Source organism: Paraburkholderia sprentiae WSM5005, from assembly GCF_001865575.2.
In the GTDB taxonomy this organism is placed as follows: Bacteria; Pseudomonadota; Gammaproteobacteria; order Burkholderiales; family Burkholderiaceae; genus Paraburkholderia; species Paraburkholderia sprentiae.
The window spans coordinates 1,130,371-1,144,754 of sequence record NZ_CP017562.2 but is presented as its reverse complement, the minus strand read 5'-3'; the positions used below and the strand labels follow the sequence as shown (position 1 = coordinate 1,144,754).

The window sequence follows — 14,384 nt, the reverse complement described above, 5'->3', positions numbered from 1 at the left end:
GCGTGGCGGCGCGGCTCGCGCTGCCACGCGCCTCCCGAGCGCCCCGGCCAGCGGCCTTCGCTGTGATCGCGAACGGCCGCGCGTGGCATCTATAGCGCTCACCCATTCTCAACCCCCAGGAACGACGGGAACGACTCATCATGTCAGACGAGACCGGCTCGGCTAGTACCGGGCAGGAACCATCCGGGCGCGATGCGTCGCACCGCGATGATCGCGGCGACGGTAAGGACCGCAAGAACGACAAGCGCAACGGCGAAAATGGTCAGCAGCAAAAGAAGCCCGGCAAGAAGCCATTGATCATCCTGGGTGCGGTCGTGGTGCTGATCGGCATCGTCGGCTTCGTCTGGTGGTTCGCGACCCGCAACCAGGTGAGCACCGACGACGCCTACACCGACGGCAACGCGATCACCATGGCGCCGAAAGTTTCCGGCTACGTCGTAACGCTCGCGGTCGACGACAACGTTTTCGTGCACAAGGGCGACCTGCTGCTCGTGATCGACAAGCGAGACTACCAGGCTCAGGTGGATCAGGCGAACGCGCAGCTCGGTCTTGCGAAGGCGCAATTGAATGCCGCACAGCTGCAGCTCGATATCGCGCGCGTGCAGTTTCCGGCGCAATACCGCCAGGCGAAGGCGCAAACCTCGTCGGCGGAGGCGAATCTGCGCGAAGCGCAGGCTGCCTGGCAGCGTCAGCACTCGGTCGATCCGCGCGCGACGACGCAGCAGAACGTCGATACGGCCGACGCGCAGCGTCAGTCGGCCAACGCGAGCGTCGAGCAGGCCCGCGCGCAGCAGCGGACCGCGAGCCTCGTGCCACAGCAGTTGCGCGAGACCGAGGCCACCGTCGACGAACGCCGCCAGCAGGTGCGTCAGGCCGAGGCACAGCTCGAGCAGGCGCAGCTGAATCTGTCGTATTGCGAGGTACGGGCACCGTCGGATGGCTGGGTCACGCGGCGCAACGTGCAGCTCGGCAGCTTCCTGACGGCGGGGGTGTCGCTGTTCTCGATCGTCACGCCGCAAGTGTGGATCACCGCGAACTTCAAGGAAACGCAACTCGCACGCATGCGCCGCGGCGACAAGGTCAAGGTCGACGTGGACGCCTATCCGCAGCTCGATCTGCGCGGTCATGTCGACAGCGTGCAACTCGGCAGCGGCTCGCGCTTCTCGGCGTTCCCCACCGAAAACGCGACCGGCAACTTCGTGAAGATCGTGCAACGCGTGCCGGTCAAGATCATCATCGACCAGGGGCTGCCGCGCGATCATCCGCTCGGGCTCGGCCTGTCGGTCACGCCGAAGGTTTACCTGAAATGACGGCGTCCGACGCCACGCCCGGCGATGCGTCGCCCGGCGATTCGTCGCCCGGCGATGCGTCGCCCGGCGATTCGTCGAACTGGAAGCCGGCCGCGAATCCGTGGCTGATCGCGATCGTCGTCACGCTCGCCGCGTTCATGGAAGTGCTCGACACGACGATCGTGAACGTCGCGCTGCCGCATATCGCAGGCACGATGTCGGCCAGCTACGACGAAGCGACGTGGACGCTGACGTCGTATCTGGTCGCCAACGGCATCGTGCTGCCGATCTCGGGTTTCCTCGGCCGGCTGCTCGGCCGCAAGCGCTACTTTCTGCTGTGCATCGTCGCGTTCACCGTGTGCTCGTTTTTGTGCGGCATCGCGACCGATCTGTGGCAACTGATCATCTTTCGCTGTTTGCAGGGTTTTTTCGGCGGGGGACTGCAACCGAACCAGCAGTCGATCATTCTCGATACGTTCCCGCCGCAGCAGCGCGGCCGCGCGTTTTCGATCTCGGCGGTCGCGATCGTCGTCGCGCCGGTGCTGGGGCCGACGCTCGGCGGCTGGATCACCGACAACTTTTCGTGGCGCTGGGTATTCCTGGTGAACGTGCCGTTCGGTGTGCTGACGTCGCTCGCGGTCATGCAACTGGTGGAGGATCCGCCATGGAAACGCAAGGCCAATCTGCGCCTGTCGGTGGATTACGTGGGCATTCTGCTGATCGCGATCGGCCTCGGCTGCCTGCAGGTGATGCTCGATCGTGGCGAGGACGACGACTGGTTTTCGTCGAACTTCATTCGTACCTTCACGGTGCTTGCGGTGTCGGGCATCGTCGGCGCGACGGTGTGGCTGCTGTATACGAAAAAGCCGGTCGTCGATCTGCGCTGTCTGAAGGACCGCAACTTCGCGCTCGGCTGCGTGACGATCGCCGCGTTCGCGATGATTCTCTACGGCAGCGCGGTGCTCGTGCCGCAACTCGCGCAGCAGCAGCTCGGCTATACGGCCATGCTCGCGGGCCTCGTGCTGTCGCCGGGTGCCGTGCTGATCACGATGGAAATTCCGCTGATCAGCAAAATGATGCCGCACGTTCAGACGCGTTTTCTGGTGGCCACCGGCTTCGGGTTGCTCGCGTGCGCGCTCGCGTATTCGCACACGCTGGTGCCGGACATCGATTACCTCACCCTCGTGAAGATGCGCAGCGCGCAGTCGCTCGCGATCGGCTTCCTGTTCGTGCCGATCACCACGCTTGCGTATCTGACGGTGCCGCCGCGGCTCAACGACGATGCGTCGGCGCTGTTCACGATGTTCCGCAACGTCGCCGGCTCGATCGGCATTTCGCTGTCGACCGCGCTGGTTCGCGAGCGCACGCAGGCGCGCATGGCGCATCTGTCGGAGCACATGTCGCCGCTTTCGCAAAACTACAACGACGCGTTGCAGCGCAGCGCGCAGACCATTTCCGACATGAACGGCATGCCGTTTTCGCAGGCGCTGAAAACGGCGACCGGCCATCTGTACACGACCTACATTTCGCAAGCGACGATCCTCGCCTATGTCGATGTTTTTGCGTTTCTCGCGGTCTTCTGCACGCTGTGCATTCCGATCACGATTTTCTTTTCACCAGTCAAGGCGTCCGGCGGCGCGGGAGGACATTGAAGTGAAGCTTCGCCCGAAGCGCGGCGTTCTCGATCCGGCCAGGTGTTTCATTGCGTGCGTCCTCGCCGGCGTGCTCGCGCTGCTGCTCACGTCCTGCACGGTCGGCCCCGACTTCCATGCGCCGCACGCCGACGTGCCGGCGCAGTGGCACGATACGCAGCGCACCGCGGCGAATGCCGCCGCCGCGAGCGACGTATCCGCGAATGGCGCATCCGCATCGACGGCGAACGTTGCATCAGTGCCGACGCTCGACACCGATCCCGACCCGCGCTGGTGGCGCAGCTTCAACGATCCGACGCTCGACGCGCTGATCGCCCGTGCCGCGCTCGGCAATCTGGATCTACAGGAAGCGGTGCTGCGCATCGTCGAAGCGCGCAGCCAGGTGCAGTCGGCGGCCGCTCAGGGTCTGCCGAACCTGCGCGCGACCGGCAGCTATCAGCGCGAGCAGCTCGGTCTCAAAGGCCTTTTGCAGGAGGACGGTGTCTACGACAAGGTCGATCGGCTCGGCGCGCCGAACTCGCCGGTCAATGCGATCGCGCCGGGCGCGGGCGCCGCATTGCAAAACGGCGCGAACAACGTGCTCGACCAGCTGAGCGCGCCGATCAATCTGTGGCAGGTCGGCTTCGATGCGACCTGGGAGCTCGATCTGTTCGGCCGCGTGCGTCGCTCGGTCGAAGCCGCGAACGCGCAAACCGAGGCCGCGTACGAAAGCCGCAACGATGCGTTGCTGTCGCTCGAAGCCGAGGTCGCGCAGACCTATGTGCAGCTACGTGGCGCGCAGACCTTGCACGACATCGCCGGCAGCCTGGTCGAGCAGCAAAGCGAGACCGTCCGGTTGACGGAGAGCCAGGCCAAGGTCGGGCTCGCGAGCCAACTCGACGTGCAAAGCGCCAAGGCGCAGCTCGCGCAAACGAAAACGCAGTTGCCTCAGTACGATCAGCAGATCGCCCAAGCGCTGAACGCGCTCGCGTATCTGGTCGGTGAGCCGCCCGGCGCGCTCGAAGCGCAGCTGAGCACGCCACAGGCCGTGCCGCCGGTGCCGCCCGTCGTGCCGGTCGGGCTGCCGTCCACGCTCGCGCGGCGCCGGCCCGATATCCGCCGCGCCGAGGCGAATCTGCATGCAGCGACCGCCAGTGTCGGCGTCGCGGTCGCGCAGTTCTATCCGGACGTGTCGCTGACCGGCAAGGCCGGCACGCGCGCGACGAATGCGAGCGATCTCGCACGCTGGTCGCACCTGTTCTATTCGTTCGGGCCGAGCGTGTCGCTGCCGATCTTTCAGGGCGGCGCGCTGGTCGCCAATCTGCGCATCTCGAAGGCGCGCGAGGCCGAGACCGCGCTCGATTACCGCAAGACCGTGCTGATTGCGCTGAGGGACGTCGACAACGCGCTAGTGGTCTATCGCACCGATCAGGCGCGGCGCGATGCGCTCGCCGACAGCGTCGCCGCGCAACAGACCTCGTTCGATCTCGCGCGCGACAGCTATCGTAAAGGGCTGACGAGCTTCATCAACGTGCTCGACGCGCAGCGGCAGCTCGCGCAGGCACGCGAGCAGTACGCTCAGGGCACGACCCAGGTCAGCACCGATCTCGTGTCGCTGTACAAGGCACTAGGCGGCGGCTGGCAGAGCGATGCCGATGCGACGCGCGCAACCGGCGCGGCGCGGCCGCCAGGCAGTGGCGGATAACGAGGCGCGACGCCGCGACGCGTCAGCCATCTTCCAACTGCGGCTCCGCAATCACCGTTCGCGTCGCATCGATGCGACGGCACGCGGCCAGCATCTGCTGCAACGACGTCACGCAGCACTCGGCTTCCAGCGCGTCTTGCTGATCGGCGCTCCATTGCCGCCTATTCTCGGGCGTCCACAGGCCGACCACGACCGCCACCTTCGGCAAGCGCGCGCGAATGCGCCGCACCAGATTGCGCAGATGCGACGGAACGCCGTCGATCTGCAGATACAGAATGCAGACGATGCCGACGTCGTCCGCCTCGAGACTGTCGATCGACGCCCGCGACACCGCCTCGTGCGGCAGCGAGCGCGCCGCGAAGCCGTGCTTGCCGAGCAACTGCAACAGGATGATCGTCGCGAGGGCATCGAGCGGGCCACGGCCCGGCAGGCACAACACGCGGCTCGTCGGCGCATGCCATGCGAACCCGGAGGCCGCGGCGGACGCTTCGCTGAGCGCAGCCTGCTCCTGGCTGTGGTTGTGTTCCGGCGCGACCGTAGCGGTGCTCATGCTGCTGTTCGCGGTGTCGACCGATGGCGGCGTCGCCCGCGCGGTCTGCGTGTCGTCGGACGGCGCCATCGGCCCCACTGCGCCCCAGTTCCCCTGCGGCGCGGGCGGCGCGAGCGGCGTGGGCTCGCGATCCTCGTAACCGTCGAGGCCGTCGACCAGATCGTTGGTCGTCGACTCGATGCGCGCGAGCTGTGCGCTCGTCACGCTGCCGCCCATCACGTCGTTGGCCGCAAGCCGCAAGCCCTTGATCGCCACGTCGTCGTAGTAAGCCGATAGCGAGCGCTCTCGCAACAGCACTTCGGCCTGCTCGATCGCTTCGTCCGGATCGCCCGCGAGCGCGCGTTGATAGAAGTTTTCGACCGGCGTCAGCGCGGGCTGATCGCCGAGCATCACGTCGAGGAACTCGAGACGCCGCACATGCCGGCCGAGCACCAGCAGACATAGCGTCAACGGCGTCGACAGAATCAGGCCGATCGGCCCCCAGATCCAGCTCCAGAAGATCGCCGCGACCACCACCGAAAACGGCGACAGCCCGGTACTGCGCCCGTACAGCAGCGGCTCGACCACCTGCCCCACCGCTAGCTCCGCCACTACGAACAGCACGAGCGACCAGATCGCCATCGTCCAGCCGGGGCTGACCGCGGCGGCGAGCGCGGTGGGCAGCATCGCCGCGATCCAGATGCCGGCGTAGGGCACGAGCCGCAGCAGCGCCGCGAGAATGCCCCACAGAATCGGGCTCGGCACGCCGATCAGAAAGAGCCCTGCGCCGATGACGACGCCGACTCCGGTATTCACGCCTAGCTGCGACACGAAGTAGCGGCTCAGGCGGCGCGCGGTCTCGTCCATCACCGTGGTGGTGCGGTGCAGGTCGCGCGAGCCGAACAGCCGGATCGCGCGATCGCGCAGGTCGTCGCGTTGCAGCAGGATCACGATCGTGACCACGAATACGATGAACGCGGTTTCCAACGGACTGATGGCTGGCGACAGCACGCGTCGCGCGAGCTCGAACGGCGTCGGCACCGGTTCGCGCACTTCCACCGGCACGGCCGCCGATGCATGCGGGTTCGCCGCGGCCGCTGCGCCGTTCGGCGCTGCCGGCTGCGGCGGCTCGATCGTCGCGCGCTGCAACGCCTGTCCCGCCTCACTCGCGAAACGGTTCAGCCGGCCGATCGTCAGGCTTTGCACGGTGTCGAGCTTGTGTTGGATGGTCGCCTGATAACGCGGCATGCCGGCCGCGAGATCGGTCAGTTGCGTGGCGATCACCGCGCACAGCAGCGCGATGACCGACACCGAGATCAGCACTGCCGCGCACACCGAGGCCACCCGGCCGAGCTTGAGCCGGGACAGTGCATCGGCGAGGGGCGCAACGAGAAAGCTCAACAGGATCGCGAGCGTGATCGGAATCATCACGGCGCTCGCGAAGTACAGGCACGCGACCGCGATCACGCCGACGCCGAACGTGACGAGACCCTCGATACCGAATGCGGCGGACGCCGCCGGAATGCGCGCGGCGGGTCTCGTGCCGCGCGGCTCGGGTGTGTCGTTCATCTTATGGACCGAAAATCGGGCATGGAAAAGCGGTCTCTGAGCCGTGCGGGATGCACCGGCTCAGAGTCGGATCACTCAGTACGACTGAGTCATGCCTATTTCATCGTATCGCCCGACACCGGCCCGCTCTCGACCGGTGGTGCCTCCTTCTCGATCTCGCTGCGCGCCTGCTCCCAGTATTGCTCGGGCGTGCCCTTCGGCTCGGCCGCCTGCTCCCACAGATAGTAGGCGCGCGTGCGGACCTGCTCGTCGATGCTCGGTTGCTGTTCCATTTGTTCACCCCAGCTTGGCTGTTTGCGTGCGCGCGCCTGCGGTGGCGAAGATCACAGACGCGTGCGTCGTCACCGACAGACTCAGCAAACCTTGTACCCGCACTAGCCCGGCGAAGACTCGCCTTCGTCGGACGTCAGCTGCTCTTCGAGCCGGTCGAACACGCGCTGCGTCGCGCGGCTCGGCGCTTCCAGCGCGAACAGCAGCAGCGAGCGGCCGGTCACCTGGTAGGCGTCGCCCGCGCTGAATTGCGGCAGTTCGGCGCGCACCGGCATGTTGGTGTCGACGAGGCAGGTCCAGCGCTCGCCCTCGGGAACGTCGGGCAGCGTGAAGTTGACGACGTCGTGATAGGCGTTCAGCACCAGCAGCAGAGTCGCGTCGGACGCGAGACGGCGAATGCCGCTCGCCTGCGCGCGTCCATCGATCGCGAGGCCGAAGCAGCGCATCGCCGGATCGGCCCACTGCTCGTCCGTGATGTCGGTGCCGTCGGGCGCTAGCCAGCGCGTCTCGGTCACGTCGAGCGTCTCGTTGTATTCGCCAGTCAGAAAACGGCCACGCCGCAGCACCGGCAAGCGGTGGCGCAGGGTGGTCAGATTGCGCACGAACTCGGTTAGCGCGCGGCCGTCGTCGTCGACCGCATCCCAATCGACCCAGCTGATCTCGTTGTCCTGGCAATACGCGTTGTTGTTGCCCTGCTGCGTGCGGCCGAATTCGTCGCCGGCGAGAATCATCGGCGTGCCTTGCGAGAGCAGCAGCGTCGCGAGCAGATTGCGTTTCTGGCGCTCGCGCTGCTGGCGGATGTCGGCGTCATCGGTCGGTCCTTCGACACCCATGTTCCACGACCTGTTGTCCGAGTGACCGTCGCGGTTCTCCTCGCCGTTTGCCTCGTTGTGCTTGTCGTTGTACGAGACCAGATCGTTCAGCGTGAAGCCGTCGTGCGCGGCGATGAAGTTCACGCTCGCCCACGGCCGCCGGCCGCGATGATTGAATTTGTCGCCCGAGCCGGTGAGCCGCGTCGCGAGATCGGCGGCGGTGCCTTCGTCGCCCTTCCAGTAAGCGCGCACGGTGTCGCGAAAGCGATCGTTCCATTCAGCCCAGCCCGGCGGAAAACCGCCCACCTGATAGCCGCCGGGGCCGCAATCCCACGGCTCCGCGATCAGCCGTACGCTGGAGAGCACCGGGTCCTGGCGGCAGCTGTCGAGAAAGCCGCCGCCTTCATCGAAGCCGTGCGCCTCGCGCCCGAGGATCGTCGCGAGATCGAAGCGAAAGCCGTCCACTTTCATTTCGGTGACCCAGTAGCGCAGGCTGTCGGTCACCATCTGCAGCACGCGCGGATGCGACAGGTTCAGCGTATTGCCGGTGCCGGTGTCGTTGATGTAGTAGCGCGGCTCGTCAGGCATCAGCCGGTAGTACGACGCGTTGTCGATGCCTTTGAACGAGATCGTCGGGCCGCGTTCGTTGCCTTCGGCCGTGTGGTTGTACACGACGTCGAGTATCACTTCGAGATCGGCCTGATGAAAGCGGTCGACCATGTCCTTGAACTCGCCGACCGACTCGGTCGACGACGCGAAGAAGCGCGGATCGGCGGCAAAAAAGCCGATCGTGTTGTAGCCCCAGTAGTTCGTCAGGCCTTTGTCGAGCAGATAGCTGTCGTTGACGAAGGTCTGGATCGGCATCAGTTCGACCGAGGTCACGCCGAGGCTGCGGATGTAGTCGAGCACCGGCTGCTGCGCCAACCCCGCGAAGGTGCCGCGCAAACGCTCGGGTACCCGCGGATGACGTTTCGTGAAGCCGCGCACGTGCGTCTCGTAGAGAATCACGCGCTCCCACGGCAGCGCATTGCGCTCCGGATGACTCCACGAGAAATTCGCGTCGACCACCTTGCATTTCGGCACGAAACGCGCGCTGTCGCGTTCGTCGAAAGACAGGTCGAGCTCTTCGGAATCGAGCGTATAGCCGAAAATTTCCGGCGCCCATTTCAGCTCGCCGATATGCGCCTTCGCGTACGGATCGAGCAGCAGCTTGTTCGGATTGAAGCGATGCCCGTTCTCGGGCTCATACGGGCCATGCACGCGATACCCATAGACGGCACCGGGTTTCAGATTCGGCACGAACACGTGCCATACCTCGTCGGTGAACTCGGGCAGCTCGATCCGTTCGAGTTCGTGCTGGCCGGTTTCGTCGAATAGACACAGTTCGACTTTGGTCGCGTGCGCGGAGAACAGCGCGAAGTTGACGCCGCTGCCGTTCCATGTCGCGCCGAGCGGGAAAGGGGTGCCTTCGGAAATGCGCGTCGAGTAGCTGGCTGGTGATGACATAGGAATTCTCTGTGGACGCGGGGACGTTGGTATCTCAGGGTCGTGCGTGGGCATTTTTTCAACTGCCGGTTCGCGTCTGCGTGTAGCGCATTGTCCAGTGTACGCATTGGAGCCGCGCGCGCCGGACATTGCACAGCGCGCAACGCGGCAAGCGGGTTCATCAAGCAACTTACGGGCCCGCCCGGCGCCCTTGCCTTCACGTCAAAGCCGCGGCACGGCATTTGCAGCGCAACGGCTGACGCACGCAGATAGGGAGAACACAGATGATGTGCAACCTGCAGATCGAACCGCTGGCCGCTTCCGCATCGCTTGTCGCCGTCATTACGCTGAGCTCCGCGTTAGGGACGTGCGGCAGCGCGTTCGCGCAAGGCGCGCCGCAGGCGATCACCGAAAAACGCATCGACGTCGTGCAGCTCGCGAGCGGCTATCGCGCGTCGAAGCTATCGGGCGCGGAGGTGTACAACCGCAACAAGGACAGCATCGGCACGCTCGACGATCTGATCGTCTCGCCGGGCACCGAGCGCGCCACGTACGCGATCCTGTCGGTCGGCGGCTTTCTCGGTATGGGCAAGCATCTCGTCGCCGTGCCGTTCAACGATCTGCAGATCGACAACCGGCGCATCGTGCTGCCCGAGGCGACGAAAAAATCGCTCGAGGCGTTGCCGGAGTTCAAGTACGCGGATTGAGCGCAGCCACGCGGGCGCGGTCCAGCACCTCGTCAGCCGAGCAACTTGTCGGGCGTAATCGGCAAATCGCGGATGCGTTTGCCGGTCGCATGCCAGATCGCGTTGCAGACCGCCGCGGCGACGCCCACCACGCCGATTTCGCCGACGCCCTTGACGCCGAGCGGATTGACGATGTCGTCGCGCTCGTCGACGAACAGCACATCGATCGCGTGAATGTCGGCATTCACGGGCATGTGATATTCGGCCAGGTTGTGATTCATCTGCCGCCCGAGCGCGTGATCAAACTGGCCGTGCTCGTGCAGCGCCATGCTGATGCCCCACACCACGCCGCCCGCGATCTGATTGGCCGCCGTCTTCGGATTGACGATGCGCCCCGCCGCGACCGCGCTGAGCACGCGCGTCACGCGCACGGTGCCGAGCGCTTCGTCGACGCGCACTTCGGCGAACACCGCCGAATGCGTGCCCATCGAATACGCCTGCTGCTTTTCGTGCGGCTTCACGCTCGCCTGTTCTTCGAGCTCGTCGATACCCGCGCGTTCCAACAGCGTCGCAATCGCGATCGAGTCGTCCGCGTGCGGGCCGCATACCAGCCGGTCGCGTTCGCGCCGCACGTCTTCGCGCGGCACCGACGCAAAGCGCGCGCCGCCATGTTCGCGCGCCACTTCGACCAGACGGTTGTGCAGGCGCGTGCAGGCGGCATCGACCGCGCTGCCCACCGACGACACCGTCCACGACCCGCCCTCGATCGGCGCTTTCGGCAACCGCGTATCGCCAAGTTCGAAGCAGACCTCTCCGAGCGGCACGCCGAGGGCGTCGGCGGCGATCTGCGTCATCGCGGTGTAGGTGCCGGTGCCGATGTCGGCGGTCGAGCTCGACACCTTGACTCGGCCATCGCGCGTCAACACCGCGCGTGCGGCCGCTTCGTTCTGCATCGCGTCCCACACACCGGTCGCCATGCCCCAGCCGATCAACTCGTTGCCTTCGCGCCGCGCGCGCGCTTCGAGCGGCCGCCGCTGCCAGCCGAAGCGGGCCGCGCCTTCGCGATAACAGTCGCGCAGCGCCTTGCTCGAATACGGCAGGTTCTTGTTCGCGTCGCGCTCCGCATAGTTGACGAGCCGCAATTCGAGCGGATCCATCCGCAATGCCTGGGCGAGCTCGTCCATGGCGACTTCGAGCGGAAAGAGCCCTTGTGTCGCGCCGGGCGCGCGCATGTCGGCCGGCGTCGGCACGTCGAGCTTCGCGACCTTGTAGCCCATCGACACGTTCTCGCAGCGATACAGCTGCCCCGCCCAGTTGACCACCACGTCGCAGTAGTCCTCGTAGCGCGAGGTTTCCGCGACCGCCTCATGGATGACCGCCTGCAGGCGGCCATCCGCCGCCGCGCCAAGCGCGACGCGCTGCACCGTTTGCGGACGATGCGCGAACGTGAACATCTGCTGCCGGGTCAGCGTGACGCGCACGGGTTTCCTGAGTTCGCGCGCGGCCATCACCGCGAGCGCCAGATGATATTGCGGCCGCAAGCCGGAGCCGAATGCGCCGCCGACGAACGGCGACACCACCTGCACTTCGTCGTCTCGCAGACCGAACACGCGTGTCAGATAGCCTTTCGTATTGACGACGCCCTGAGTCTTTTCATAGACGGTCAAGCGTCCTTGCGCGTCGGGCACCACGGTGCAGCCATGCATTTCCATCGGATTGTGATATTCCACGGGTGTCGTGTAGAACGCGTCCACGCGCACCTTCGCATCGGCCAACGACTTGCGTGCGTCGCCGCGCGCGGGAGGCGGCGGATCGAAGCCGCCCTTCTCGGTCGAAGGCGGCACCGCGCTCATCAACGCGGCTTCGATATCGGTCTGATGTGAACTTGCCTCGTAGCGCACCCGTACCAGCGCCGCCGCGTAGCGCGCGAGTTCGAGCGAGCGCGCGACCACCAGCGCGACCGGCTGCCCGCTGTACCACACGCGCTCGTCCCACAGCGGTCTGAACGGCGTGCCGCCGGGTGCGATCATGTCCTTGAACGCATCGACGTCCGACGGCAGCGCCGGGCGCTTGCGATGCGTGAGTACGAGCAGCACGCCGGGCAGCGCCTCGGCGGCCGACGTATCGATCGACGCGATCGTCCCGCTGGCGATCGTGCTCGATACGACGACGCCATACACGAGCCCCTCGGCGAAGAATTCGGCGGCATATTGTGCGGCGCCCGTCACTTTCGCGGGTCCGTCGACGCGCGGATGCGGTTCACCGGTGGCAGGCTTCGGGCTACCTGTCGACGGCAGGGTTTCGGCACGGTTCATCGCGCGGCCTCCTCGAACGAACGTTGTGTGGCCTCGGCGAAGGCGCGCAGGATCACGCGCGCCGCGAGTTCGATCTTGAACGCGTTATCGCGCCGACCGTGCGCATCGCGCAGCAGCGCCGCCGCGAAATCGCGCAGGGTTCGCGCGTTCAGCGTCTCGCCGCGCAGCGCGGTTTCGGCGGCGGGATCGCGCCACGGCTTGTGCGCGACGCCACCGAGCGCGCAACGGGCGTCAACGATCCGTGAATCCTCGTCCAGCTCGACACCGACCGCGGCCGACACCAGCGCGAACGCATACGATGCGCGGTCGCGCACTTTGACGTACGCGTGATGCGCGGCAAAGCCTTGCGGCGGCAGTTCGACCGCGCTCACGAGTTCGTCGGCGCGCAAGTTGGTGTCGATGTGCGGCGTGTCGCCGGGCAGCCGGTGCAAATCGGCGAACGGCAGCGTGCGTGCGCCGTCGTTGCCGATTAGATGCACGGTGGCGCCGAGCGCCGCCAGCGCGACGCACATATCGGACGGATGCACGGCGATGCAGTGCTCGCTTGCACCGAGGATCGCGTGAATGCGGTTCACGCCCTGCAGCGCCGGGCAGCCGCTGCCGGGTTCGCGCTTATTGCACGGCGTGCCCACGTCATAGAAGTAGTAGCAGCGAGTGCGTTGCAGCAGATTGCCGCCGACCGTGGCGACGTTGCGAATCTGCGGCGACGCGCCCGCGAGGATCGCTTTGGCGAGCAGCGGATAGCGTGTCGCGACGGTCTGGTCATACGCGAGCGCGCTGTTGGTGACGAGCGCACCGATCTTCAGGCCACCGCGCTCCGACGCTTCGATCTGCCTGAGCGGCAAACGGTTGATGTCGACCAGCAAAGCAGGCCGGGCCACGTCTTCGCGCATCAGGTCGACCAGATTCGTGCCGCCCGCGATGAACACGGCGGCCCGGTCCGAACCATGCCGTTCCAGTGCATCCTGCACCGCATCGGCGCGCGTGTACGAGAAGCGGTTCATGGCCGCGCTCCGGGTCGATGCGCGAGCGGGATGACTGGCGCGTCGTCCGCGTCGGCCAGGTGCGCCACCTCGAGAATCGCCGCGACGATGTTCGTATATGCGCCGCAGCGGCACAGATTGCCGCTCATCTGCTCGCGCACGTCGGCCGCGCAGCGCACATGCCCCTCTTCGAGCATCGCGTGCGCCGAGCAGATTTGCCCCGGCGTACAGTAGCCGCACTGGAATGCGTCGTGATCGATGAACGCCTGCTGCAGCGGATGCAATGTGTCGGCGTTCGCGAGACCTTCGATCGTCGTGATCGATGCGCCGTCGTACACGACCGCCAGCGCGAGGCAGGTATTGATCCGCTGACCATTGACGACCGCCGTGCACGCGCCGCATTGGCCGTGATCGCAGCCCTTCTTGGTGCCGCTCAGGTGCGCGTGCTCGCGCAGCAGATCGAGCAACGAGGTCCATGCCTCGACGTCGAAGTGCCGCGTCTCGCCGTTGATCTCGAACCTCAATGCATGCGACGCGGGCGCGTCGGCGCGCGCGGTTTCAGCTTCGGGCGTAGCCATCGGATTTCCTCCTCACACAAGTCGCGCAATGCGACGCGAACAAACTCAGCGCAGGTTCAGCAACGCAAAGCGGCGACAGCGCGCGAACGCGATGCCGCCGCGGCGTCCGGCGCGTCGCGAGGCAGGCCGACGCGCTCGACGGATCGCTTATTGCCCCGCCCCACTACCCCCGCGCGGGGGCGTCGCGCCTTTGAAGCGCTTGTGGGTGGTCTTGCCGTTGCCGCCGCCGGCGACACCATTGGTGGCGCCCCCCGCCTCGCCGACATTGCCGTTCGCATCGTTCGCGCTGGTCGTATCCGGCGTGCGCGATTCTTCCTGGCTTGCGCCGGGTTGTCCGCCGGGCTTGCTCTTTTGCATCGACGGATTGTTGCCGGTCTGCGCGAAGCTCCCCTGCGCAAAGCCTAGCGCGAGGCAGCCCGAAACGAGCGCGGCGCCCAGTTTGACGGATACATCGATCTTCATGGCACTCTCCCTGATGACGTTATGAACACCCACTGCGCGAACCTCGTACGCGATCGCAGGCGGCGACGCC

General features: G+C 66.1%; 11 protein-coding genes. 4 read left to right on the top strand and 7 right to left on the bottom strand.

Going from position 1 to position 14,384, the window contains the following annotated elements:
* Window positions 1-140: 140 nt before the first annotated feature.
* The 3 genes from BJG93_RS22000 to BJG93_RS21990 are packed head-to-tail and all read left to right on the top strand — an operon-like array spanning window position 141 to window position 4,625.
* Complete coding sequence (locus BJG93_RS22000; protein ID WP_027196354.1) at window positions 141-1,310, top strand: HlyD family secretion protein; 1,170 nt, start codon at window positions 141-143, stop codon at window positions 1,308-1,310.
* Window positions 1,307-2,941 (top strand): DHA2 family efflux MFS transporter permease subunit, encoded by a 1,635-nt coding sequence (locus BJG93_RS21995; protein ID WP_027196353.1) that lies wholly within the window; start codon window positions 1,307-1,309, stop codon window positions 2,939-2,941. Before BJG93_RS22000 ends, BJG93_RS21995 begins: the two co-directional genes overlap by 4 nt.
* 49 nt (window positions 2,942-2,990) lie before the next feature.
* Window positions 2,991-4,625: an efflux transporter outer membrane subunit gene (locus tag BJG93_RS21990; protein ID WP_231337608.1), complete on the top strand. Its 1,635-nt coding sequence runs from the start codon at window positions 2,991-2,993 to the stop codon at window positions 4,623-4,625.
* A gap of 22 nt (window positions 4,626-4,647) precedes the next feature.
* Here the strand turns inward: BJG93_RS21990 and BJG93_RS21985 are convergent, their stop codons facing one another.
* The 3 genes from BJG93_RS21985 to glgX form a co-directional block, all read right to left on the bottom strand.
* Window positions 4,648-6,723, bottom strand: coding sequence for an AI-2E family transporter (locus BJG93_RS21985; protein WP_027196351.1), 2,076 nt, complete (start codon window positions 6,721-6,723; stop codon window positions 4,648-4,650).
* 95 nt (window positions 6,724-6,818) lie between these two features.
* A complete protein-coding gene (locus BJG93_RS21980; RefSeq protein ID WP_071336644.1) occupies window positions 6,819-6,995 on the bottom strand; it encodes a DUF2934 domain-containing protein in 177 nt (58 codons plus the stop codon).
* A 102-nt stretch (window positions 6,996-7,097) separates the two neighbouring features.
* Window positions 7,098-9,311: a glycogen debranching protein GlgX gene (gene glgX, locus BJG93_RS21975; RefSeq protein WP_027196350.1), complete on the bottom strand. Its 2,214-nt coding sequence runs from the start codon at window positions 9,309-9,311 to the stop codon at window positions 7,098-7,100.
* 263 nt (window positions 9,312-9,574) lie between these two features.
* Between glgX and BJG93_RS21970 the strand changes: the two genes are divergently transcribed.
* Window positions 9,575-9,997 (top strand): PRC-barrel domain-containing protein, encoded by a 423-nt coding sequence (locus BJG93_RS21970; RefSeq protein ID WP_034478362.1) that lies wholly within the window; start codon window positions 9,575-9,577, stop codon window positions 9,995-9,997.
* 32 nt (window positions 9,998-10,029) lie between these two features.
* Here BJG93_RS21970 and BJG93_RS21965 read toward each other — a convergent pair whose 3' ends face one another.
* The 4 genes from BJG93_RS21965 to BJG93_RS21950 all read right to left on the bottom strand — a co-directional run bounded on the left by BJG93_RS21965 (window position 10,030) and on the right by BJG93_RS21950 (window position 14,314).
* Window positions 10,030-12,291 (bottom strand): xanthine dehydrogenase family protein molybdopterin-binding subunit, encoded by a 2,262-nt coding sequence (locus tag BJG93_RS21965; protein ID WP_027196348.1) that lies wholly within the window; start codon window positions 12,289-12,291, stop codon window positions 10,030-10,032.
* Window positions 12,288-13,295, bottom strand: a complete 1,008-nt coding sequence (locus tag BJG93_RS21960; protein ID WP_027196347.1) for an FAD binding domain-containing protein — start codon at window positions 13,293-13,295, stop codon at window positions 12,288-12,290. The genes BJG93_RS21965 and BJG93_RS21960 overlap by 4 nt, the downstream gene beginning before the upstream one ends.
* On the bottom strand, window positions 13,292-13,852 hold the full coding sequence (locus BJG93_RS21955; RefSeq protein ID WP_027196346.1) for a (2Fe-2S)-binding protein: 561 nt from the start codon (window positions 13,850-13,852) through the stop codon (window positions 13,292-13,294). Before BJG93_RS21955 ends, BJG93_RS21960 begins: the two co-directional genes overlap by 4 nt.
* 147 nt (window positions 13,853-13,999) lie before the next feature.
* Window positions 14,000-14,314 carry a hypothetical protein gene (locus BJG93_RS21950; RefSeq protein WP_027196345.1) on the bottom strand — a complete coding sequence of 105 codons (315 nt, stop codon included), beginning with the start codon at window positions 14,312-14,314 and terminating at the stop codon, window positions 14,000-14,002.
* Window positions 14,315-14,384 lie beyond the last annotated feature (70 nt).